The organism is Nonomuraea sp. NPDC049378 (genome assembly GCF_055586745.1).
In genome coordinates this window covers 143422-163019 of the sequence record NZ_JBVJHP010000002.1, presented here as the reverse complement: position 1 = coordinate 163019, position 19598 = coordinate 143422, and the positions used below count along the sequence as shown (strand labels likewise).

General features: G+C 71.4%; 25 protein-coding genes. 17 read left to right on the top strand and 8 right to left on the bottom strand.

Annotated elements, in window-relative coordinates; all coding sequences use genetic code 11:
• Positions 1-77: 77 nt before the first annotated feature.
• Positions 78-1352: an MFS transporter gene (locus tag ACZ6SA_RS05605; protein ID WP_465826770.1), complete on the bottom strand. Its 1275-nt coding sequence runs from the start codon at positions 1350-1352 to the stop codon at positions 78-80.
• Between the two features lie 70 nt (positions 1353-1422).
• On the opposite strand from ACZ6SA_RS05605, the gene ACZ6SA_RS05600 reads away from it, so the two are divergent.
• Entirely contained in the window at positions 1423-2427 is a 1005-nt protein-coding gene (locus ACZ6SA_RS05600) for a GlxA family transcriptional regulator (protein WP_465826768.1), read from the top strand.
• Between the two features lie 22 nt (positions 2428-2449).
• Here ACZ6SA_RS05600 and ACZ6SA_RS05595 read toward each other — a convergent pair whose 3' ends face one another.
• Positions 2450-3481, bottom strand: a complete 1032-nt coding sequence (locus ACZ6SA_RS05595; RefSeq protein ID WP_465826766.1) for an alpha/beta fold hydrolase — start codon at positions 3479-3481, stop codon at positions 2450-2452.
• Complete coding sequence (locus tag ACZ6SA_RS05590; protein WP_347649733.1) at positions 3478-3735, bottom strand: AbrB/MazE/SpoVT family DNA-binding domain-containing protein; 258 nt, start codon at positions 3733-3735, stop codon at positions 3478-3480. The genes ACZ6SA_RS05595 and ACZ6SA_RS05590 overlap by 4 nt, the downstream gene beginning before the upstream one ends.
• A 213-nt stretch (positions 3736-3948) precedes the next feature.
• Here ACZ6SA_RS05590 and ACZ6SA_RS05585 point away from each other — a divergent pair, with 213 nt between their 5' ends.
• From ACZ6SA_RS05585 to ACZ6SA_RS05575, 3 genes are all read left to right on the top strand, one after another.
• Positions 3949-4545 carry a protein kinase family protein gene (locus tag ACZ6SA_RS05585; RefSeq protein WP_465826765.1) on the top strand — a complete coding sequence of 199 codons (597 nt, stop codon included), beginning with the start codon at positions 3949-3951 and terminating at the stop codon, positions 4543-4545.
• A 148-nt stretch (positions 4546-4693) separates the two neighbouring features.
• Entirely contained in the window at positions 4694-5218 is a 525-nt protein-coding gene (locus tag ACZ6SA_RS05580) for a sigma-70 family RNA polymerase sigma factor (protein ID WP_246090493.1), read from the top strand.
• Between the two features lie 120 nt (positions 5219-5338).
• Positions 5339-6034 (top strand): anti-sigma factor family protein, encoded by a 696-nt coding sequence (locus ACZ6SA_RS05575; protein WP_465826763.1) that lies wholly within the window; start codon positions 5339-5341, stop codon positions 6032-6034.
• On the opposite strand, the gene ACZ6SA_RS05570 is transcribed toward ACZ6SA_RS05575, so the two are convergent.
• Complete coding sequence (locus ACZ6SA_RS05570) at positions 6024-6626, bottom strand: dienelactone hydrolase family protein (protein ID WP_465826762.1); 603 nt, start codon at positions 6624-6626, stop codon at positions 6024-6026. The genes ACZ6SA_RS05575 and ACZ6SA_RS05570 overlap by 11 nt on opposite strands.
• Positions 6627-6710: 84 nt before the next feature.
• Between ACZ6SA_RS05570 and ACZ6SA_RS05565 the strand changes: the two genes are divergently transcribed.
• The 3 genes from ACZ6SA_RS05565 to ACZ6SA_RS05555 all read left to right on the top strand — a co-directional run bounded on the left by ACZ6SA_RS05565 (position 6711) and on the right by ACZ6SA_RS05555 (position 9252).
• A complete protein-coding gene (locus tag ACZ6SA_RS05565; RefSeq protein ID WP_347649729.1) occupies positions 6711-7925 on the top strand; it encodes an FUSC family protein in 1215 nt (404 codons plus the stop codon).
• A gap of 16 nt (positions 7926-7941) precedes the next feature.
• A complete protein-coding gene (locus tag ACZ6SA_RS05560; RefSeq protein WP_465826761.1) occupies positions 7942-8475 on the top strand; it encodes an SET domain-containing protein in 534 nt (177 codons plus the stop codon).
• 114 nt (positions 8476-8589) lie between these two features.
• A complete protein-coding gene (locus ACZ6SA_RS05555; RefSeq protein ID WP_465826759.1) occupies positions 8590-9252 on the top strand; it encodes a hypothetical protein in 663 nt (220 codons plus the stop codon).
• 24 nt (positions 9253-9276) lie between these two features.
• Here ACZ6SA_RS05555 and ACZ6SA_RS05550 read toward each other — a convergent pair whose 3' ends face one another.
• Complete coding sequence (locus ACZ6SA_RS05550) at positions 9277-9969, bottom strand: response regulator transcription factor (protein ID WP_347649726.1); 693 nt, start codon at positions 9967-9969, stop codon at positions 9277-9279.
• A 175-nt stretch (positions 9970-10144) separates the two neighbouring features.
• Between ACZ6SA_RS05550 and ACZ6SA_RS05545 the strand changes: the two genes are divergently transcribed.
• The 10 genes from ACZ6SA_RS05545 to ACZ6SA_RS05500 all read left to right on the top strand — a co-directional run bounded on the left by ACZ6SA_RS05545 (position 10145) and on the right by ACZ6SA_RS05500 (position 16257).
• Positions 10145-10396, top strand: coding sequence for a MoaD/ThiS family protein (locus ACZ6SA_RS05545; protein WP_347649725.1), 252 nt, complete (start codon positions 10145-10147; stop codon positions 10394-10396).
• A 63-nt stretch (positions 10397-10459) separates the two neighbouring features.
• Complete coding sequence (locus tag ACZ6SA_RS05540; protein ID WP_347649724.1) at positions 10460-11125, top strand: LmeA family phospholipid-binding protein; 666 nt, start codon at positions 10460-10462, stop codon at positions 11123-11125.
• A 91-nt stretch (positions 11126-11216) separates the two neighbouring features.
• Positions 11217-11729, top strand: a complete 513-nt coding sequence (locus tag ACZ6SA_RS05535) for a sigma-70 family RNA polymerase sigma factor (protein WP_347616946.1) — start codon at positions 11217-11219, stop codon at positions 11727-11729.
• Positions 11726-12505: an anti-sigma factor family protein gene (locus tag ACZ6SA_RS05530; protein WP_347649723.1), complete on the top strand. Its 780-nt coding sequence runs from the start codon at positions 11726-11728 to the stop codon at positions 12503-12505. Before ACZ6SA_RS05535 ends, ACZ6SA_RS05530 begins: the two co-directional genes overlap by 4 nt.
• A gap of 211 nt (positions 12506-12716) precedes the next feature.
• Positions 12717-13025, top strand: a complete 309-nt coding sequence (locus ACZ6SA_RS05525; RefSeq protein ID WP_465827092.1) for a thioredoxin family protein — start codon at positions 12717-12719, stop codon at positions 13023-13025.
• Positions 13006-13200, top strand: coding sequence for a putative leader peptide (locus ACZ6SA_RS05520; protein ID WP_465826757.1), 195 nt, complete (start codon positions 13006-13008; stop codon positions 13198-13200). Before ACZ6SA_RS05525 ends, ACZ6SA_RS05520 begins: the two co-directional genes overlap by 20 nt.
• Before the next feature lie 57 nt (positions 13201-13257).
• Complete coding sequence (locus ACZ6SA_RS05515) at positions 13258-13671, top strand: DUF4395 domain-containing protein (protein WP_347649721.1); 414 nt, start codon at positions 13258-13260, stop codon at positions 13669-13671.
• Positions 13668-14507, top strand: coding sequence for a sulfurtransferase (locus tag ACZ6SA_RS05510; protein WP_465826756.1), 840 nt, complete (start codon positions 13668-13670; stop codon positions 14505-14507). The genes ACZ6SA_RS05515 and ACZ6SA_RS05510 overlap by 4 nt, the downstream gene beginning before the upstream one ends.
• Positions 14507-14812: a DUF1416 domain-containing protein gene (locus ACZ6SA_RS05505; protein ID WP_132337667.1), complete on the top strand. Its 306-nt coding sequence runs from the start codon at positions 14507-14509 to the stop codon at positions 14810-14812. Before ACZ6SA_RS05510 ends, ACZ6SA_RS05505 begins: the two co-directional genes overlap by 1 nt.
• A gap of 203 nt (positions 14813-15015) precedes the next feature.
• The gene (locus tag ACZ6SA_RS05500) at positions 15016-16257 is read left to right on the top strand and encodes a hypothetical protein (protein WP_347649719.1); all 1242 of its coding nucleotides are present in this window, start codon (positions 15016-15018) and stop codon (positions 16255-16257) included.
• A 27-nt stretch (positions 16258-16284) separates the two neighbouring features.
• On the opposite strand, the gene ACZ6SA_RS05495 is transcribed toward ACZ6SA_RS05500, so the two are convergent.
• Genes ACZ6SA_RS05495 through ACZ6SA_RS05485 form a run of 3 tightly spaced genes read right to left on the bottom strand, consistent with a single transcriptional unit; the run spans position 16285 to position 19431 of the window.
• Entirely contained in the window at positions 16285-18117 is a 1833-nt protein-coding gene (locus ACZ6SA_RS05495; RefSeq protein ID WP_465826755.1) for a hypothetical protein, read from the bottom strand.
• A gap of 7 nt (positions 18118-18124) precedes the next feature.
• Positions 18125-18772 (bottom strand): hypothetical protein, encoded by a 648-nt coding sequence (locus ACZ6SA_RS05490; protein ID WP_465826753.1) that lies wholly within the window; start codon positions 18770-18772, stop codon positions 18125-18127.
• The gene (locus tag ACZ6SA_RS05485) at positions 18769-19431 is read right to left on the bottom strand and encodes a hypothetical protein (RefSeq protein ID WP_347649716.1); all 663 of its coding nucleotides are present in this window, start codon (positions 19429-19431) and stop codon (positions 18769-18771) included. The genes ACZ6SA_RS05490 and ACZ6SA_RS05485 overlap by 4 nt, the downstream gene beginning before the upstream one ends.
• Positions 19432-19598 lie beyond the last annotated feature (167 nt).

Genomic DNA, 19598 nt, shown 5'->3' with positions numbered 1-19598 from the left:
GCGAAACGGCTGAGCATCGTCCCTCCATGGCCGCCGTTCGAGGACGCCCAACCTGACGCGGTCGGAGGAGGCATGACTCAACCCCGGTCGGATCTCCCGGCCCGTACGGCCAGTGCGGTCAGCGCGGCGATGAGGCAGGCCGTGCACAACACGGCCCAGACGGCGTCGTACGTGCCGGCCAGGTCGCGGGCGGTGGCCCCGAGGAAGGCCGAGGCGCCCGCGCCCAGCTGGTGAGCGGAGTTGGCCCAGCCGAAGACGATGGGGCCGTCGTCTCCGTAGCGGCGCTGGGCGAGCGCGATGACCGGCGGGACGGTCGCGACGTCGACGAGGCCGTAGACGACCACGACGGCGACCAGGGAGGGCTGGACCGTCGACGAGAGCACCATCGGCAGGGCCGCCAGGGTGATCGCGCGGACCGTGAAACACCAGGCCAGCAGGTGGCGGGGGTCGAAGCGGTCGGTGAGCCAGCCGGAGGCGGCGGCGCCCAGCGCGGAGAAGACGCCGATCAGGGAGAGCATCGACGCGGCGGCGGTCGCGTGCATGCCGTGGTCGTGGGCCGCGGGCACCCAGTTGCTCCACATGATGCCGTTGGTGCTGGCGCCGCAGATGACGAACATGCCGGCCAGCAGCCAGAAGGTGCCGGTGCGGGTGGCGTCGAGGAGGACCGTGACGGTGCGGCGCGCTGCGCCCCGGGCGGGGGCCGGCTTGGCGACGACGTGCTCGCCGCCGTACGGCGGCGCGCCGACGTCGGCGGGGTGGTCGCGCAGGAGCAGGGCCACCAGCGCCGACACGGCCAGGGCGACGAGGGCCAGCGTCACGACCGGGGGCCGCCAGCCGAACCGGTCGACCGACCAGGCGAGCAGCGGCAGGAAGAGCAGCTGCCCCAGATGACTGGAGGCGCTCAGGGCGCCGGTGACCAGCCCGCGACGCCGTACGAACCAGCGGCCGGTGATCATCGCGGCGAAGGTCATGGTCAGGCACCCGCTGCCCAGGCCGATCAGGACACCCCAGTACGCGACCAGGTGCCAGGGCGCGGCCATCACGCTGGTGAGCAGGGCGCCGGCGGCGACGAGCAGCATGGCGCCCGCCGCCACGCGGCGGATGCCGGCGCGCTCCATCAGGGCGGCCGCGAAGGGCGCGGTGAGGCCGAAGAAGATCATGTTGACGGAGGCGGCCAGGGCGATCTGGCCGCGGTCCCAGGCGTACTCGTGGTGCAGGGGAGAGATCAGGAGCCCGGGGACGGTCGTGAAGGCGCCGGCCGCCACGATGGCCGCGCCCGCGGCGGCGGCGACGACCCACGCGCGGCCCGTGCCGGGGCGTGCGGCGAGCGAGGTCTGCACGTGCTGAACCATGGCTCCAGCCTTTCGGCGTGGTGAGCCCTCGGCGAGTGGCTACATAGCCGACATGCGCAACAATATGGCCATGGGTTCTGCTTTCTCCCATCCGGTACGCCATCGCGTCGCCGTCCTCGCCCGCGAGATGACCCTGCCGATCGAGCTGGGCATCGTCCACCAGGTGTTCGGGCAGGCCCGCGCGGGGGCGTCGGCGGACGGCGAGCCGCTGTACGAGGTCGCCACCTGCGCCCTTCGGCCCGGCGCGGTGCGTACGGACGGGGACTTCACCGTCAACGTCGCGCACGGCCCCGAGACGCTCGCGGAGGCCGACACCGTGATCGTGCTGTCCTCCTACGACGACTACGAGCAGCAGGAGCCCGCGCTCTCCCCGCCGCTGGCCGGCGCGTTCGCCCGCATCCGCCCCGGCACCCGGGTGGCCTCGATCTGCACGGGCGCCTTCGTCCTGGCCTCAGCCGGGCTGCTCGACGGGCGCGCCGCCACGACGCACTGGCGCTACGCCGACCGGTTCGCCCGGCTGTTCCCGCAGGTGCAGCTGGACGCGACCGTCCTGTACGCCGACGGCGGCGACGTCCTGACGTCGGCGGGGTGCGCGGCGGGGATCGACCTGTGCCTGCACATGATCCGGCACGACTTCGGCATGGCCGTCGCCAACGACGTCGCCCGCCGCACCGTCGTGCCACCGCACCGGGAGGGCGGGCAGGCGCAGTACGTCCGCCACCCCGTGCCTGAGCCGTCGTCTCCCTCGACCGCGGCCGCGCGGGCCTGGGCCCTGCGACGGCTCGGCGAGGCCGTCACCCTGGGCCAGATGGCGGCCCAGGAGGCCATGAGCGTGCGCACCTTCACCCGGCGCTTCCGCGACGAGGTCGGCACCACCCCGATGGCCTGGCTCGCCCAGCAGCGCGTCGAACGCGCCAGGGAGCTCCTGGAGGAGTCGGACCTGCCCGTGGACCAGGTGGCCGAGCAGGCAGGGCTCGGTACGGCCGCCAATCTCCGCAAGCACTTCCACGCCGCCGTGGGGACCTCGCCCAGCACCTACCGGGCCGCCTTCCGCGAGCTGGACGCGGCGGGGTGATCCGGCCCGGCCGCGCCCCCTGTCAAGGGGCGGGCGAGCCGCGCAGGGCGCCCCCGAACTCGGTCACGGCGGTGACGAACTCCTGGGGCTTGTCGTCGTGGATGACGTGCCTGGCGTCGATCCGGCGGTAGACGGTCTGAGGAACGAGCTCGCGCACCCGGGCGGCGTCGTCGTCGTCCATGGCGCCGACGAGGCCGTGCTCGCCGAACCGGTTCCAGTTGGCGTGCAGCAGCAGGACGGGCGCGGTCGTCGCCCGCAGCGCGGCCGCGTGCGAGAAGTCGCCGTAGAAGCGGCCGTCGACGAACGCCCTGGCGAAGTCGGGGTCGAACATCGACGCCGACCGGATCAGGTGGTCGAGCGACGCCGGCAGCCAGCGCACGCCCAGCGAGGCCGGGCTGCCCGGGTGCTTGCGCCGGTGCCGGGTGACCAGGCGGTCGAGCAGGTCGACGAAGCGGTCGGGCATCCGGATGGTCTTGCTCTCCCCGACGGGGATCTCCTGGCGGTAGACGTCGGCCACGCGCTGCCGGTCGAGGTCGCCGAGCACCTCCACGGTGTGCTTGAGGCTGCCGTAGACCCAGCGGTCGCGGTCGCGGAAGCGCGGCATCTCGGCCGAGAAGATCGGCGGGTCCTCCAGGACCACCGCCGCGACGTGGTCGGGAACGTTGGCGGCGCACCACAGGGCGAGCACGCCGCCCGAGGAGTTGCCGCTGACGATCGCGGGCCGCCCGATCACCTGCCGCAGGAAGCGGGCGATGTCCTGGCCCGCGGAGTCCCACGAGTAGTCGCCGGGCGTCCACGAGGAGCTTCCGTGCCCCCGGACGTCGATCGCGTACACCGTGAACTGCCGCGCGAGCTCCGGCATGACCTTGCGGTAGCTGCTCCACAGGCTCATCTGGCCGGGGATCAGGAGGAGGGGCGGGCCGGCCGCGGGGCCCCGCACGTAGTTGATCAGCACGCCGTCGAGTTCGGCGAGCTCCTGGTGGAAGCCCGCCTCGGCGAGCGCGGGCGGCAGCGGGTCGCGCCGGCCCTCGTAGGGGTTGCGGTAGCCGGTCATCGGCCTGGCTCCTCGGGGTCGGCGGGCGGGTCATCCTGCACGGAGAGGACTCCTGTCGCGAAGCGCCGGAAGCGCTCGTTGTCGACCAGCGCGATGCCCTGCTCGGTGTCCACCAGCACGAGGAGGGTGTCGCCCGGCTGGATGCCGAGCAGGTCGCGCGCGTCCTTGGGGATGACGATCTGGCCCTTCTCGCCGATCTTCACGGTCCCCACGATGTAGCGGCCGTCCGGCCCTTCGATCATCTTCCCGGCCATCGCACTCCGCTCTCGTCTCCGGTGAGTCGAGTTCCACTCTACCTACTTTTCCTACTTTTCTCCCAATCGGGGTGTCATAACGGTTCCGTCCATCCGCGTGAACCGGTTGAACCCGCGCGGGCCGACCGGCGTACTCCCTGGCGGAACGGAGCTCGGCGGTGTCCGTGAACGGGACGCCGGCGGGCCCGGGCCCCGGCTGCCAGGAGGGCGACGATGGACTTTCTGGGATGGAGCGACGGGCTGGCCCTGTTGCCGCGCGACTACCTGGGAGAGGGCGAACCGCTCGTCGCCGTCGTCAGGGCGGCGGGGCCGTACAGGGGAGAGGCGCTGCACCTGCTCGCGCTGGGCACCGCGGCCACCATGGCGAGGCTGCACCTGGGCGGGATCGCGGGGCTGCGGCTCAACCCGGGCAACGTCATGATCGGGCCGGGGGGGCGGGCGTTCTTCGCGCCGGGGCCGCGCAGCAGCGAGTTCCCCTCCGCCGACGTCAGGGACTGGGCCGACGTGATCGTCTTCGCCGCGACCGGGCGGCCGGTCCGCGACGGCGAGCGTCCCTATCTCGGGCCGGTGCCCGAACTGCGGGTGGTGATCGACGAGTGCCGCCGCCCGAACGCGCTGTCCCGCCCGGCGGCGATCGACGTCGTACGCGCCCTGCTCGGTGACCCGTGGGAGGACCGCCGCGCCACGGTGCGCGAACTGCTGCTGGAGGCCGAGCGCTGGTCCGGGAGCGGCGGAGCCCGTCAACGGCGGACGGGCATTCCGGACGACAGAGGCCAGACCATGATCGAAATCGCGGGTTCGGGGAGTTGACGCGATTTACCGGTGAAATATAGCTGGGCGGCGAATAGGGCAAACTACCTGCCCTGGGGCTGGCCGGTGGCTAGAGTAATAATTCTCAATACCAGCGTACCTAGCGCGATATTTCGTGATAGCCGCAGCGCAAGGAGTCCGCCCCCTTGTGAATCACCGCGTAACGGACGAAGCCATGGTCCGAGCCCTCTACCGCGAGTACGGCGCCCCCTTGATGGCCTTCGCCATCCGGCTGACGGGCGGCGACCGGCGCTGGGCCGAGGACGTCGTGCAGGAGACCCTGGTACGCGCCTGGCGGAACCTCCACGACCTGCGTACCGACACCGGCTCGCTGATGCCGTGGCTGGCGACGGTGGCCCGCCGTGTGGTCATCGACGACCACCGCCGCTCCGGCACGCGTCCCCTCGACACCGTCGACGACATCCAGGACCGAGCCCAGCCCGTGGCCGCGGAGGACGAGCGCCTGTTACGGGAGATCGTGGTGACCGAGGCGATGCTCTCGCTCTCCCCGGCCCACCGCCAGGTGCTCACGGAGACGTTCCTGCTGGACCGCACCGTCCAGGAGGCGGCGGAGACGATCGGCGTGCCGGTGGGCACGGTGAAGTCACGCGTGTACTACGCCATGCGCGCGCTGCGCGTGGCGCTCGAGGAAAGGGGGGTGACGCTGCCATGAGCGTGGTGCGTCACGACGCAAGGGGGGTGACGCTGCCGTGAAAAGGGTGCGTCACGACGTGAAGGGGGGTGACGCTTCCGTGGGAAGGACGCGTCACGGCGTAAGGGGGGTGACGCCGCTATGACGGAGGTGCGTCACGAGGACGTGGCCGCGTACGCGCTCGGACTGCTCGGCGAGGAGGAGAAAGCCGCTTTCGAGCACCATCTGGCCGGTTGCGGGAGCTGTGCCGCGGAGGTGGAATCCTTCACGGCGGTGGGGGAGCTGATCAAGGGCGTGCACCCGGACGACCTGCTGCCCAGCCCGCCGGACCCGCAGGTCGAGTCGATCCTGGTGCGCAAGGCGATCGCGGAGCGCCGTCGCCGCCGGTTCCACCGCACGTTCATGACCGCCGCCGCGTGTCTCGTGGTGGCCGCGGGCGTCTTCCTGGCCGGCAGCTCCTTCATGGGCGGCCCGAACCCCGACAGCGTCCACAGCCCGGCCCGCGCGCTGCTCATGACCGGGGACACCTATTCCGCCACCGACTCCTCGACGGGCGTGTCCAGCGTCATCGGGTTGGAGGACAAGGGCTGGGGAACCCACGTCGCGCTGGAGCTCAAGGGCGTCAAGGGCCCGCTGCAGTGCCGGCTCATGGCCGTGGGCGACGACGGCCGCTCCGAGGTCGTGGCGAGCTGGGGCGTCCCCGCGGCGGGGTACGGCGTGCCGGGCTCACCTGACCCGATGTTGCTGCACGGCGGCACCAGCCTCCCCCAGGACGAGCTGAACCACTTCACGATCCAGACCTCGGACGGCAAGACCCTGGGCACGATCACCGTCTGAGCGCGGAGAAGTGGCCGGTGAACCAGTCGCTCGCCTGGTCGGCCACGATCTCGAGCGCGCCGGGCTCCTCGAACAGGTGGGTGGCGCCCGGCACGACGGACAACCGGCTCTCGGCGTTCAGCCACCGCCGGGCCTCCTCGTTCAGCTTCAGCACGACCGGGTCCCTGCCGCCGACGATGAGCAGGGTGGGGGCGCGTACCGCGGCCAGCTTCTCCGCGGCCAGGTCCGGCCGGCCGCCGCGTGAGACGATCGCGGCGACCAGGTTGCCGGGCTCGGCCGCCGCCGCCAGCGCCGCCGCCGCGCCGGTGCTGGCGCCGAAGTAGCCGATCGGCATGCCCGCCGTCGCGGGCTGCTCGCGCACCCATGCGGTACGTTCCAGCAGCCGCCCGGTCAGGAGCCCGATGTCGAAGACGTTCGCCCTGACCGTCTCCTCCTCCGGGGTGAGCAGGTCGAACAGCAGCGTGCCCAGCCCCGCCTCGTTGAGCGCGCCGGCCACGTAACGGTTGCGCGGGCTGAGGCGGCCGCTGCCGCTGCCGTGCACGAACAGAACCACTCCCCGAGCGCCGCCGGGGACGACCAGATCGCCGGGCACGTGCCACACCTCCTTCACGGCCTGCGGGCCCGCTACCCTGTTCGCCCAGCTCTATCCGCTGCCCGGCTGGGCAGGGCATTGAGCATGGAGACCGAATCGGGGCGCCGGCACGAGCGGTACGGCGCCCCGCTCCAGCGCATCGTCTCGGGTGGGAAGGCGGCGCTCGGGCGGGCCCGCGGTCTGGGCCTGGGGCGCTGGCTGCGCATGGAACGCGAGTCGTTCGTCCAGACGCTCAAGGTGACGGGGGCCTGCGTCCTGGCCTGGTGGCTGGCGGCCCACGTGCTGAAGGTGGGCCTGCCCGTGCTGGCGCCCATCGGCGTGCTGCTGACGGTGTCGGCGACCGCGTACAGCACGGTGGTGAGAGGCCTGCAGCAGGTCGGCGCGGTGATCGTGGGCGTGTCGGCGGCCACGGGGGTGATCTGGCTGCTCGGTGCCAACGAGCTGACGCTGGCGGTGCTGATCTCGTCCGGCCTCGTGCTGGCCCGGCTGCTGAACCTGCCGGCCCAGAACGTGCAGATCCCGATCACGGCGCTGCTGGTGCTGGCGCTGGGCAGCACGTACGGCTTCGCCCGCCTCGCGGACGTGCTGATCGGGGCCTTCATCGGCGTGGCGGCGAACCTGCTGGTCCTTCCGCCGCGCTACGTGGAGCGGGCGGCGAAGGAGCTGTGCGGGCTCTCCGGCGAGCTGGCCGACCTGGCCGCGGACATGTCGCGAGGGCTGGGCGGCGAGTGGGACCGCGACATGGCGGACGAGTGGCTGGAGCGGGCCAGGACGCTCTCGCAACGGCTGGAGGAGGCGAAGGAGGCCGCGGACCAGGCGGCGGAGTCGGTGCGCCTGACGTTGCGGCGCAGCCGGTACGACACCCGCCTGCGCCAGGTCGCCGAGGCCGCCACCTGCCTGGACCACGCCTGTAACCAGCTCAGGGGAATCGCCAGAGGGCTGGTGGACCTGATCGCGGGCGCGCGCGGCCTGCCCGGTGCGCGCGGTGCGGACCTGCCCGATCCGCTCGCCCAGGAGCTGGAGTCGCTGTCGCGCGTTTTCGGCGCCTTCGGGATGTTGCAGATCAGCCGGGGCAGCGGCAGGGGGTCCTGCCGGAGGGACGTGAAGGAGCTGCGTGCCGCGCTGGGCGAGGGAAGGCGGCGGCAGGAGGTGCTGGCCGAGGAGTTCGAGCGGACCAGGCACCGGGAGCTGAGGACGTTGCAGGGGGCGCTGCTCGACGACTGCGCCAGGATCCGCTACGAGTTCGACCCGGACAACGGCCCGCACAGGGCGGCCTTCCCCGATGTCGCCTACGAATGAGTGCCATGCTGGAGAGGTGATCGATCCTCCCGAGCCCGACTGCTGGACGCACGCCGCCCTTGAGGTGCGGCCCTCCCACATCGCCGGCGACGGGCTGTTCACCACGGCCGCCCTCCCCGCCGGCACCGAGGTGGCCCGCCTCGGCGGCCGGCTCGTGACCTGGGAGCGGTTGCGGGAGCTCTTCGCCGACCCCGCGGTCCCGTACGTCGACACCATCACCGTGACAGGCGACCTGCACCTGGTCCTGCCGTTCGGGCGGCCGGTCGGCAAGAGCAACCACAGCTGCGACCCCAACCTGTGGTGGACCGGCCCCTACAGCCTGGCCGCGCGCCGCGACCTGCTGCCGGGCGAGGAGCTGACCAGCGACTACGCCACCAGCAGCAGCGCGCCCGAGTTCGCCATGGACTGCCGGTGCGGGGCCGGCCTGTGCCGGGGCCGGGTCAGCGGCGAGGACTGGCGGCGGGCCGAGCTCCAGGAGCGGTACGGCGAGCACTGGGTGCCGGCCCTGCTCGATCTCATCGGGCTCGATCTCATCGGGCGCGCCGGCTGAGGTCCGGGCCCGGCCGTCGCCCGTCCGCGCCGGAGGACACGGCCGGGGCAGCGACCGCGCGGTAAGGTCCTGGTCGTTCTCGCTCAGCCCCAGGCGTCCCGGCATACTGCTCGAATGTCCGATTTCACGGAGTTTCAGGCGAGAGGGCGCGCGGCCCTGCTGGCCGGCCGGGCCACCCACGACGTCCCCATGGTGGAGGGCGCGAGACGCTGGGGCGCCGCGGCCGTGCTCCGTCCCCAGCGAGAGATCGCCGACCGCCTGACGGAGCTGTCCGGGACCATCGAGGCCCCTGGCCACTGGGTGCACGGCGGCCCGGCCCTGCACGTCACGCTCAGGTCTCTGGAGCCGTACCGCGCCCGCATCCCCAAGGCCGACCCGCTCCGCCGCGCCTACGCCGCCGCGCTGGCCGAGGCCGCCGACGGCCTGCCGGGGGCCAGGGTGCGCCTGAGAGGCGTGAGCCCGCATCCCGGCGGCGTGCTGGTCTGCGGGCACCCGGAGGACGACACGCTGGTGACGTTGTGGAAGCGCTTCGCCCACGCGCTGGAGTCGCGGGGCGTGCGCGACCTGGAGCACGGCCGGGTCCGCGACCGCTGGTACGTCAGCCTGGTGCACTTCGCCGGCCCGCTCGCCGATCCCCGCCGGCTCGTCGAGTGGTGCGACGCCCACGCCGACGTCGCGCTCGGCACGGCGGAGCTGGACACGGCGGAGATCGTCCAGTTCGTCCACACGGGTACGGGCATCCGCGTCGAAGCCCTGGAACACGCCCGGCTGGGATGAGACGGCGGGACTCGGACGGGCGGATCAGACGGGCGCGGTGTCGGCCCGGTCGGGGACGAAGCGGTAGCCGACGTTGCGGACCGTGCCGATGAGCGATTCGTACTCGGTGCCGAGCTTGGCGCGCAGCCGCCGCACGTGCACGTCGACCGTCCTGGTGCCGCCGAAGTAGTCGTAGCCCCAGACCTCCTGCAGCAGCTGCGCGCGGGTGAAGACCCTGCCGGGATGCTGCGCGAGGTATTTGAGCAGCTCGAACTCCTTGAACGTCAGGTCGAGCACCCGGCCGCGCAGCCTGGCGGTGTAGGTGGCCTCGTCGATGGCCAGGTCGCCGCTGCGGATCTCGTCGGGCGCGTCTTCCGTGGCCGCCTGTGAGATGCGGCCGGTGGCCATGCGCAGGCGGGCCTCCACCTCGGCCGGTCCGGCGCTGTCGAGCAGCACGTCGTCGACGCCCCACTCGGCGCTCATGGCGGCCAGCCCGCCCTCGGTCACGATCACCAGGAGCGGGCAGTCGATGCCGGTCGTGCGGATCAGCCGGCACAGGCTCTTGGCCTGCACGAGCTCCTTGCGCGCGTCGACCAGGACGGCGTCGGCGGGCGGGGCGTCGATCAGCGCGGACGCCTCGGCGGGCGCGACCCTGACCGAGTGGAGGAGCAACCCCAGCGCCGGAAGCACCTCGGCGGACGGCTCGAGGGCGTTGGTCAGCAGGAGCAAGTTGCTCATCAGGGCCTCCTCAAACGCGCAAGGACCCGGGGGCTACGTCGCCCGAGTCCTGTAGGCGAGGATATCTCACGGGTAAGTGGTGTCCATTGCGCGTCCTCGGGATGAACAGGGCGTCGCGTGATACGTGCGTGTTAAGGGCGACGCACAATAGGATTAAAGGGATTGTGAGGTGCCCATGGCCAGGGGAAAAGTACGTTATTGGGCCGCCGCCAAGGAGGCGGCCGGCGTTGCGGAAGAATCCTTCGACGCGGTCACTCTTGACGAACTCATGACGCAAATCACACAAAATCGTGCCGATCTGGCACGGGTTGTCCGGCGGTCCTCGTTCCTCGTGGACGGCCTGCCCGTCGGCAGACGACCCCACCACGAGGTGGTCCTCGGCGACGGCGCGACCGTGGAGGTGCTGCCGCCCTTCGCGGGCGGGTGATCGCCGTCTTCTGCGGGGAAGGAGTCGGTAGGCTCTTGACCCCCGCTTGAGACTGGGAGCCCCATGCGGAAGCTGATCGTTTCTCTGATCGTGCTGATCATCCTCCTTGTCGCCGTCGACAGGGTCGCCGTGGCAGGAGTGCAGCGCGACCTCGCCAACAGGATCGCGGCGGCCACCGACCTGTCCGGCACGCCGACGGTGACCATCGAGGGCATCCCCTTTCTCACCCAGGCCCTGTCCGGGCACTATCCGGAAGTCCGCTTCGACCTCGGCACGCTGACCTACGCCGGCGTGCCGGTGCAGAACCTGCGGGGCGCCGCCTACGACGTGACGGCCCCGCTGGCCGACGTCCTGCAGAACCGACCCGACATCAGGGCCCGGCGCGTGACCGTCAGCGGCACGCTGACCAGGGCCACGATCGACAAGTTCGCCCCGCGCGGCGTCAAGATCAGCGGGAACGGGCAGCGGCTCGTCGCATCGGGCGAGGTGATGGTCGGGGCGAGGAAGGTGACGTTCGAGGCGGAGATGACGGTCGAGGTGGCCGACGGCGGCCTCAGGCTCCAGGCGGAGAAGATCGAGGGCGTGCCCGACCAGGCCGCGCGGTTCATCTCGTACACGATCCCGTTCAAGGGAAAGCTGCCCTTCGACGTCAAGGTGACCGGGGTGAAGAACGTGGCCGACGGGCTGGAGTTCGCGGCCGAAGCGTCTGACGTGCCGATTCGTGGATAAGGATGAACCGCGGCGCCCTCCCGTACGTGATGAGGGACGTGAGAGAGCGCAGCGAGCGAGCCGGGGCGGAGCTCACAGGGGAAGGGACCCTGTGAGCGCGGCCGGCACGGCCGACGAGGAACTCGTGAGGACCCTCTTCGACGAGCACGCGGGGCCGCTCTACGGCTATGTCCTGCGGCTGACCGGTGATTCGGGGCGTGCGGAGGACGTCGTGCAGGAGACCCTGCTGCGGGCCTGGCGGCATCCCGAGGCGCTCTCCGACCGGCCGATCAGGGCGTGGCTGTTCACCGTGGCCCGCAATCTCGTCTTCGACCAGCACCGCGCCAGGAAGGCCAGGCCGCAGGAGACCAGCGACGAGGCCCTGGCGGTCATACCGGCCGACGACGAGCTGGAGCGGGCCGTCGAGTCGTGGTCCGTGGCCGAAGCGCTGGCCGCGCTGCGGCCGGAGCACCGCGAGGTGCTCCTGGAGGTCTACTACCGGGGGCGGTCCGTGAGGGAGGCGTCCGCGACGCTCGGCGTCCCGCCGGGCACCGTCAAGTCGCGCACCTACTACGCGCTGCGCGCCCTGAAACTGGCGCTCGAGGAGCGGGGGCTGGCGCCATGATGACGTGCGAAGAGATCCGGCTGGCCATGGGGGCGCACGCCCTCGGAGCGCTGGACCCTGACGAGGCACTGGAGATCGACGACCACCTGGCGACCTGCGAGGCGTGCGGCGCCGAGCTGGTCGAGTTCGAGGGCGTGGCGTCGTTCCTCGGCAAGGTGTCGGAACGCGACGTGGAGCTGGTGTCCAGCCCCCCTCGCCAGGTGCTCCACCGGCTGCTGAACGACCGCGCCAGGCGCAACAGGCGTGGCCGCGCGCTGATGGCGGTCGCCGCGTCCGCCGCGGTGCTGGTGGTGGGCGGCACGGTCTGGACGACGGTCAACACCACGAGCCATGAAGATTCGGCCGCCGCGCCCGCGGTCGCCCAATCGTCGCGGTCCACGCAGGAGAAGGCCGAGCCGAGAGCGGAGCTCTACAGCGACGCCAAGCCGAGCCCGAGCAGGGCGCCCGTCCCGAAGTCGTCCGACAGGGCGGTCGCGGGCCGCCCGTTCCCCGGCGAGAACAGCGCCAAGGGCTACCGCGCCACCGTGACGGCCTTCCCCGGCGACGGCGGCACCGAGCTGAGCGTGAGCGTCGACGGCGTGCCGGCCGGCACGACCGCCCGGCTCGTCGTCGTGGCCCGCGACGGGCGGCGCGACCCGGCCGGGAGCTGGGACGTCCGCTACCAGGACAAGGCCGCCTTCAAGAGCACGACGTCGCTGCCCATGGGCGACATCGCGCGGTTCGAGCTCGTCGACGAGAACGGCAAGGCGCTCGTACGGATCCCGGTGCGGAAGTAATCGCGGCCTTTCGCGGTTGCACCTAGGGATGTCTGGTCTGTGGGTGGCGATGGCGACGCTGGCGCTCGGTGCGGTGATCGGCGTGGTCCACCTGCGCCGCGGCGGAAGGATGCGTGACGTGGGCGGGGAGCGGCTGCCCGAGAGCCTGCCCGGGGGGTCGCCCGAGGACCCGTCCGGGAGTCAGCGGCTGACTGAGCGGCTGACGGAGCGGTTGACCGGGGCCGACCTGGGCGAAGGGCTGGGCGAGCGGGCGACGCTGGTGCAGTTCTCCACCGCGTTCTGCCAGCCGTGCCGGGCCACCCGGCGGATCCTGGCCGACGTGAGCGCGCTCGTGCCGGGGGTGAGCCACGTCGAGATCGACGCCGAGTCGCGGCTCGACCTCGTACGCCGGCTCGGCATCATGCGCACGCCCACCGTCCTCGTGCTCGACGCCGCGGGCGCCGTCGTCAGGAGGGCCTCGGGCCAGCCCCGCAAGGCCGACGTCCTGGCCGCGGTGGCCGATGCCCTGCCGTCCGGGTGACGGCGTCGTGGCCGGTCCGCGTACCAGACGGATAGTCTCAATAACCGGACGAGAAGTGACAGATGACGAGACGCCGAGTAGGGTCATGGGCATGAACCCATCGACAGAGCTGCTGACGAAGCGGCGTGCGGTTGACTTCTGCCGCGTCGCCACCGCGCTCTGTCGCGCTGCCTGAGGACGATCTCGCGGATATCCGATCCGCTCCAGTCGACCCCTTCAGGAGCATCCCACGATGCGTGCCGACCCTAGAGCGCTGCGTTTCGGCGCGGCCATCACCACGCTGGTCCTGTTCTCCGTCCTGGTGACGGAGAGCGTCTGGCTCCTCGGCGCCCAGACAGCGGTCTTCGCGCTCGGAGTCGCCGGCCGCTCGCCCTATGTGATGCTTTTCAAGGCGTTCGTCAAGAGCGCGCCCAAGGAGACGGAAGACGCCCGCCCGCCGCGTTTCGCGCAGCTGGCCGGGCTGGTCTTCGCGGTCGCGGGCCTGGTCGGGTTCCTCACCGGGATCGTGCCGCTGGCCCTGGTGGCCACGGCCGCGGCTCTCCTCGCCGCATTCCTCAACGCAGCCTTCGGATTCTGCCTCGGCTGCGAGATGTACCTGCTCATTCGTCGTCTAACGCCCGCTGCCAACATGGAGGTATCCCAATGAGCCGCTCCGCCGCCCTGGTGGACGCCGACTGGGTCGAGACCAACCTCGACACCCCCGGAGTCGTTCTCGTCGAGGTCGACGAGGACGTCAGCGCCTACGACAAGGGCCACATCCGTGGCGCCGTGAAGGTCGACTGGCAGCAGGACCTGCAGGACCCGGTGCGTCGCGACTTCGTGGACAAGACCGGTTTCGAGGCCCTGCTCTCCGACCGCGGCATCTCCAACGACGACACCGTCGTTCTCTACGGCGGCAACAACAACTGGTTCGCCGCCTACGCCTACTGGTACTTCAAGCTCTACGGCCACGACAACGTCAAGCTGCTCGACGGCGGCCGCAAGAAGTGGGAGCTCGACTCCCGCGAGCTGGTGCGCGACGTGCCCCAGCGGCCCAAGACCCAGTACGTCGCCAGCGAGCAGGACACCGCGATCCGCGCCTTCCGCGACGACGTGGTCTCCGCCATCGGCAAGCTCAACCTGGTCGACGTGCGCTCGCCCGACGAGTTCACCGGCAAGCTGCTCGCTCCCGCGCACCTCCCGCAGGAGCAGGCCCAGCGCGGCGGCCACGTGCCCACGGCCCGCAACATCCCGTGGTCCAAGGCCGCCAACGACGACGGCACGTTCAAGTCCGACGACGACCTGCGCACGCTCTACTCCGAGGCCGGAGTCGACTTCGGCAAGGACACCATCGCCTACTGCCGCATCGGCGAGCGTTCCGCGCACACGTGGTTCGTCCTGCACGAGATCCTGGGGCAGGACAACGTGAAGAACTACGACGGTTCATGGACCGAGTACGGCTCGCTCGTGGGCGTGCCGATCGAGCTGGGGGAGGCCCGCTGATGACGAGCGCTGCACAGGGCTGCGGAGCGCCGGAGCAGACGATCGCGCTGCCGGCCGGGATCGATCTGTCCAACCAGGCCGTGATCCAGGGTGTGGTGACCGGCGCCGGCACGGCCTACGCCCGCCTGCTCGACGGGTCCGGCGAGTTCACCGGCGAGGTCGTGGTCTCCGACGACGGCGTCTTCCGGTTCTTCGCCGCTCCCGGCGACTGGACCGTACGCATCATCGCGGGCGGCGGCGTCACCCGCGACGTCCAGGTCGAGGCCAAGCTGGGCGAGGTCGCCCAGCTCGCCGTGGCTGTCTGAGCCCGTTCTCCCGTGAGGCCCGCGTCTTCATGACGCGGGCCTTCGCGCGTGTGCTCCCCGGGGTCACCACCCTGGAACTGCTCGTGCACGCAATCAGGGAGTTGCGGCTGCGGCAGAAGGGACAGACCGATACGATTCGACAGATGTCCGGTTCGACAGGTGTGATGGATCCGCCCCGACCTGGGCCTACGCCGGCTCAGCGGATGCCGTCGCCGTACTCGCTGCCCCTGCACACGCTACGGCTCGTGGGCAGATGCGCCATGCCGCTGGTCTTCTGGTTCGCGGCCGGCGAGCTGGTGCGCTTCGTGCTGATGTACGCCGCCACCGAGGTGGCCTACGGCGACTTCCGGCAACTCCGGCTGGTGGCCGTCATGACCCTGCTCACGCTGGTCGTCATGTCCGCGGTGACGGTCATCGCCGGCATGCTCTACTGCCTGCGCAACGCGTTGTGGGAGATGCGCGCCAGGGCCGACGAGGGCGTGGCCGACGAGCGCTTCTTCCGTACGCTGGACCGGGTCGCCCCCGCCTTCGCCGTGATCTACCTGGCGTGGGGATTCCACACCGAGGACGCCAGGGACATCTACCAGATGGACCTGTTCCACAACTTCAACGAAATGACGGACGCATCCTGGTTCGGGGAGGATTCGCAGGTCGGCCGCGGCCTCGTCGACCTCGACTGGCGCGTGTCGCTCGGCGCGATGGTCGTCATGTTCGGGCTGAAGACGCTCTTCGCGAAGCTCGTGGAGCAGGGCAAGACCGGGTTCTACGGCTTCGCCGCGGCCTTCTCCGAGTTCGCGTTCATGTTCTACGGGCTGAACGCCACCGTCGCCATCGCCGACGCGCGCTCCGAATGGATGGAGCACCGCACAGTCGTCGCCGGGTCCAAGGAGGTCTGGTCCGAGGCGCAGAAGAACGTGCCGCTGTGGGACGGCATCACGAGCACGTTCAGCGAGTTCTGGCCGCTGTTCCTGGACGCGATCGCGGTCCCGCTGGCCTGGCTGACCGTGGCCATGCTCGTCTACGGCGCCTTCTCCGACGAGACCCGAACCCTGTTCAAGGGCACCCGCCTGGAGCGCGGCGTGGACCGCATCGAGTCCAGCCACGACCTCACGAAGAAGTCGTTCGACCAGGTCACCGCCGGCTTCAGGGACCGCTGGGTGCCGCTGGCCAACTCCCTGCGGATGGTCTTCAACGGCGGCGCGCCGCTCTTCGGCATGTTGTGCCTGTGCTACGTGGCCATCTCGGTGGCCGCCCAGTACGGCGACCGGGGGCTGCGGGCCCTCATCGGCTCGCGCGCGGAATGGACGTGGGCCTTCGCCGGGCCGCCCGTCGGCTTCCTGCGCGAGATGATCACGACCGTGCTCACCATGGCGCTCCTGGCGGCCACGTTCGACATCGCGGCCACCAGAGCCCGCGCCAGGGGCGAGCGGCTCAGCGACGCCTGACCCTCGGGCCGCTCTGGGCGAGCGACTTCAGCGACGCCGGAACCGCAGCACCGTGTCGTCCTTCTCCGCCTTCTCCATGGCCTCCCTGTCGAACAGGTCGTCCACCGGCGTGTCGGAACGGTAGCCGCTCGGCCTGAACGAGATCTCGACCTCGTTCGCCACCGGGGTCGGCACGATGCCCACACCGTCGATCTTGTACGTCCTGCCCACGACCAGCCGGTCCGTCGGCCGCTCGCCGTCCTGCAGCTCCACGGTCCACGTACGGTCCGCGCGGTCCGTCAGCCTGATGTCGTAGGGCAGGGCCGTCATGGTGGCGCTCGACTCGTTGACGACCTTCTTGGTGATGCCCACCTTCAGCCAGGTGACCTCGGGGCCGTGCTTGCTGCCCGCGGGCGCCTTCATGGGCGCCACCGAGGCCGTCCACTCGATGTCGTGGACGGTGCCCGCCTGGCCGGCGGCCACGACGACCTCCTTGGTCTCCTGCGCGGAGACCTTCTCGTAGAACAGGTAGCCGTCGACGGTCTGCGCGCCCATGGAGAGCAGCGACACGACCACGGCCCCGGCGGCGATCAGGACCTTGCGCTTGCGCGACCCCCGCGCCGAACGCCTCCCGCCGCCCGCTCGCGTCCTGCCCCGAGCGCCGTCCTGCGCCCTCTCACGCGCCTCGCTCCGGGAGCCACCCGGCGAACCGCTCTGGGGCCCGCTCTGGGGCCCGCTCTGGGGCCCGCTCTGGGGCCCGCTCTGGGGATCGTCGGGATGGGGCGTGCGGTGCTGGGCGAGCGCGGCCGATGCCGCGCCGGCCGCGGGGTCCGCGTGCTCGGGCAACCCGCCTGGCCCGGCAGCATGAGACGCGGCGGCCGTTGCCGCCCCGGCGCCCGCGGCGGCCTGCGCCGCCCCAGAGGCGCCCTGAGGCGGCGATCCGGCCGGAGAGCCGCCGTACGGCGAGGGCTGGTCGTACGAGGGCTGGTCGTACGGTGAGGGCTGGTCGTACGGGGACGGCGGCTGGTCGGCGGTGGACGGAACGGCCGGCAGCGGCTGCGTGAGGCCCTCCTGCGGCTCGCGGGAGGCGGGGGGCCAGACCTGCTGGTCCGGATGCCGATGCCGGGCCCGGCTCTGGGGCATGCCAGGAGCACTCGCCATCCCATGCCGTGGGGACGCCGCCTGTCCGTGCACCCCCCGCGCGGCCCTCCGCCCCGGACGCATGCCCTGTTCGGGGTGCATGTCCTGTTCGGGCACGCCACCGCCCTGCCCGGCGCGCCCGCCCGCGCCGAACAACGAACCCTGGCCGGCCGGTTCCTGCCCGAAAGGCGGGCTCTGGCCGGGCGGTTCCTGCCCGAAAGGCGGGCTCTGGCCGGGCGGTTCCTGCCCGTAGGGGGAGCCGGTGCTGGGTGGTGGCTGCTGTCCCGGGGGTGGTGTGCCGTAGCCGGACGGCGGCGCCTCGCGGCTGCGACGCCCGCCGCGAGGGGCAGGCCTCTCGCGGCGGGGCGGCACCTCGCCCGCCGACGGCAGCCGCGGCACGGCCGCGGTCTCCCCGTCGGGGGTTCCCTGCACCCTGGGCAACGGGGCGGTCTCAGGAGGCGGACCCGACGGCGCCCTGGGCACTGGGGCCGTCTCAGGAGGCGGACCCGACGGCACCCTGGGCACCGGGGCCGTCTCCTCGGGGCTGCGGCGTGCGCCCTCGCCCGAAGTGAGGTCGGGATACATGCCCTCTTCGAGCGGGATCACCTGCCCGGGAGGGAAGCGGCCCGAGTGGGTGCCGAGCCCCGCCGGGGTCGTCTGGCTGGGCGGAGGCGGCGGGTCCTCTTCGCGGCGCCGGTCGTTCCTCGGGGCGAACCAGTTGCGCTCGTCGTTCGTACTCATCCTGCGCTCACTTCTTGGCCGTCGAGAAGACGTCCTGGGGCGAGGCGGCGAGCTTGCGCGCGGCCGCCTCGTCCAGGACGAGGTCCACCTCGACCTCGGGCTGGTACGACTCCACGATGAAGGTCGGGGGCATCGCGAACACGACCCGCGCTCCGGGCAGCGCCGACGCCGGCACCTCGAAGAAGTAGCGGCCGCTGACCCAGATGTCCGGCTGCACCCACACGTTCGAGAGGGTCTGCGAGCTGTCCACCCGGTCGGTGGCGCTGAACTTCTTGCCGTCCTCGGTCATCAGCACGGGCTGTCCCAGTTTGTACGGCTTGAGGCTGGATTTGGCCGAGGCGTTGACGACGAGGAAGAGGTGGTCGGTGCCGATGGTCTCGTTGCTGTCGTTCTGGATCGACTTGGCGCTCACGTACGAGTCGACCCGCACCGTGAACCGCTTGGCGTCCACGTCCTCGCCCTTGTCGCCCACGTAGGTCAGCGGCAGGTTCAGCTCGCCCTCGTCGAGGTAGGCGGTCTGGAGCATGATGGCGGCCCCGGCCAGCGCGAGCCCGACGAGGGCGCTGAGCAGCCGCGAGGTGCCGGCGGGCCGGCGTCCGGCTCGCCGGCCGCGGCGGGCGGGCGGCGCGGATGATCTTTGCTGTGTGTCGGTCACGCTGCGTCACCTTCCTTGACCGACAGGGTCACCCGGGCTTTGATCTCGGGAAGCCACTTGTCGCCTACATCGGTGGCGACCATCTTCCAGCGCGGGGTGACGTTGTTGAAGTCGGATTCCCACTCGAAGGCGGCCACGTCGAGGGTGATCTTCTGCGGCGGCTGTTCGGTGTCCTTGAGCCGGTAGCGAAGGACGACCTGGCTGGTGATCCCGGGGTGGAGCTGGCGGGTCTCGTCTCCCTTGCTCCTGGCGAAGACGTAGGGGCCGGCGTCCTGGGGGAAGACGGGGTCGATCTTGACGAGCGAGCCGGCGAAGGACGCGAGGGTGAAGGCGGACTCGATCTTCTGGGGCGGGACACCGACCGGGGCGGTCTCGTCGCCGTTGTTCTTGACGTCGAAGACCACGTCCACGAACCGCTTGTCCTCTTCGAACCGGTTCCGGGCGGGCTCCACCGTCACGCGGGACCCGACGACCTTGGTGACGAACTGGCCTTGGTCGATCACCGCGCCGGGGCCCAGCGCCTCCGGCTCTTCCGGGGCCTCGCGCAGACCGCCGAGCAGGGCGGTGATGCCGACGGCCGTGAAGGCCGTCAGCGCGAGTGCGGGCACCACTACGGGGCGTCTGGCCCTGTCACTGCTGCCGCCGGAGGGTTCCGTCATGAATAAGGATGGTAATAGGTCTCGCTTGTCTCATCTGCCGCAATGCTCCCATCGGAGTGGTCGAATTGCCGAGAAACCCTGCCCCTGCGGGGGTTGTAACTCATACGCTGGCACGGAACGGAAAGGGCTGACCCCAACTCCAAATGACATTCGGCGGCCGGAGGGTC

What these genes read in the sequence shown, in the direction of transcription:
- ACZ6SA_RS05520 (WP_465826757.1), top strand. Translation starts at nt 13,006, where the DNA reads ATGCCCTGCCGTCCGGGTGACGGCGTCGTGGCCGGTCCGCGTACCAGA.
- ACZ6SA_RS05585 (WP_465826765.1), top strand. Translation starts at nt 3,949, where the DNA reads ATGGACTTTCTGGGATGGAGCGACGGGCTGGCCCTGTTGCCGCGCGAC.
- ACZ6SA_RS05575 (WP_465826763.1), top strand. Translation starts at nt 5,339, where the DNA reads ATGACGGAGGTGCGTCACGAGGACGTGGCCGCGTACGCGCTCGGACTG.
- ACZ6SA_RS05605 (WP_465826770.1), bottom strand. Translation starts at nt 1,352, where the DNA reads ATGGTTCAGCACGTGCAGACCTCGCTCGCCGCACGCCCCGGCACGGGC.
- ACZ6SA_RS05590 (WP_347649733.1), bottom strand. Translation starts at nt 3,735, where the DNA reads ATGGCCGGGAAGATGATCGAAGGGCCGGACGGCCGCTACATCGTGGGG.
- ACZ6SA_RS05515 (WP_347649721.1), top strand. Translation starts at nt 13,258, where the DNA reads ATGCGTGCCGACCCTAGAGCGCTGCGTTTCGGCGCGGCCATCACCACG.
- ACZ6SA_RS05530 (WP_347649723.1), top strand. Translation starts at nt 11,726, where the DNA reads ATGATGACGTGCGAAGAGATCCGGCTGGCCATGGGGGCGCACGCCCTC.
- ACZ6SA_RS05595 (WP_465826766.1), bottom strand. Translation starts at nt 3,481, where the DNA reads ATGACCGGCTACCGCAACCCCTACGAGGGCCGGCGCGACCCGCTGCCG.
- ACZ6SA_RS05495 (WP_465826755.1), bottom strand. Translation starts at nt 18,117, where the DNA reads ATGAGTACGAACGACGAGCGCAACTGGTTCGCCCCGAGGAACGACCGG.
- ACZ6SA_RS05505 (WP_132337667.1), top strand. Translation starts at nt 14,507, where the DNA reads ATGACGAGCGCTGCACAGGGCTGCGGAGCGCCGGAGCAGACGATCGCG.
- ACZ6SA_RS05510 (WP_465826756.1), top strand. Translation starts at nt 13,668, where the DNA reads ATGAGCCGCTCCGCCGCCCTGGTGGACGCCGACTGGGTCGAGACCAAC.
- ACZ6SA_RS05485 (WP_347649716.1), bottom strand. Translation starts at nt 19,431, where the DNA reads ATGACGGAACCCTCCGGCGGCAGCAGTGACAGGGCCAGACGCCCCGTA.
- ACZ6SA_RS05540 (WP_347649724.1), top strand. Translation starts at nt 10,460, where the DNA reads ATGCGGAAGCTGATCGTTTCTCTGATCGTGCTGATCATCCTCCTTGTC.
- ACZ6SA_RS05550 (WP_347649726.1), bottom strand. Translation starts at nt 9,969, where the DNA reads ATGAGCAACTTGCTCCTGCTGACCAACGCCCTCGAGCCGTCCGCCGAG.
- ACZ6SA_RS05600 (WP_465826768.1), top strand. Translation starts at nt 1,423, where the DNA reads ATGGGTTCTGCTTTCTCCCATCCGGTACGCCATCGCGTCGCCGTCCTC.
- ACZ6SA_RS05545 (WP_347649725.1), top strand. Translation starts at nt 10,145, where the DNA reads ATGGCCAGGGGAAAAGTACGTTATTGGGCCGCCGCCAAGGAGGCGGCC.
- ACZ6SA_RS05565 (WP_347649729.1), top strand. Translation starts at nt 6,711, where the DNA reads ATGGAGACCGAATCGGGGCGCCGGCACGAGCGGTACGGCGCCCCGCTC.
- ACZ6SA_RS05555 (WP_465826759.1), top strand. Translation starts at nt 8,590, where the DNA reads ATGTCCGATTTCACGGAGTTTCAGGCGAGAGGGCGCGCGGCCCTGCTG.
- ACZ6SA_RS05500 (WP_347649719.1), top strand. Translation starts at nt 15,016, where the DNA reads ATGCCGTCGCCGTACTCGCTGCCCCTGCACACGCTACGGCTCGTGGGC.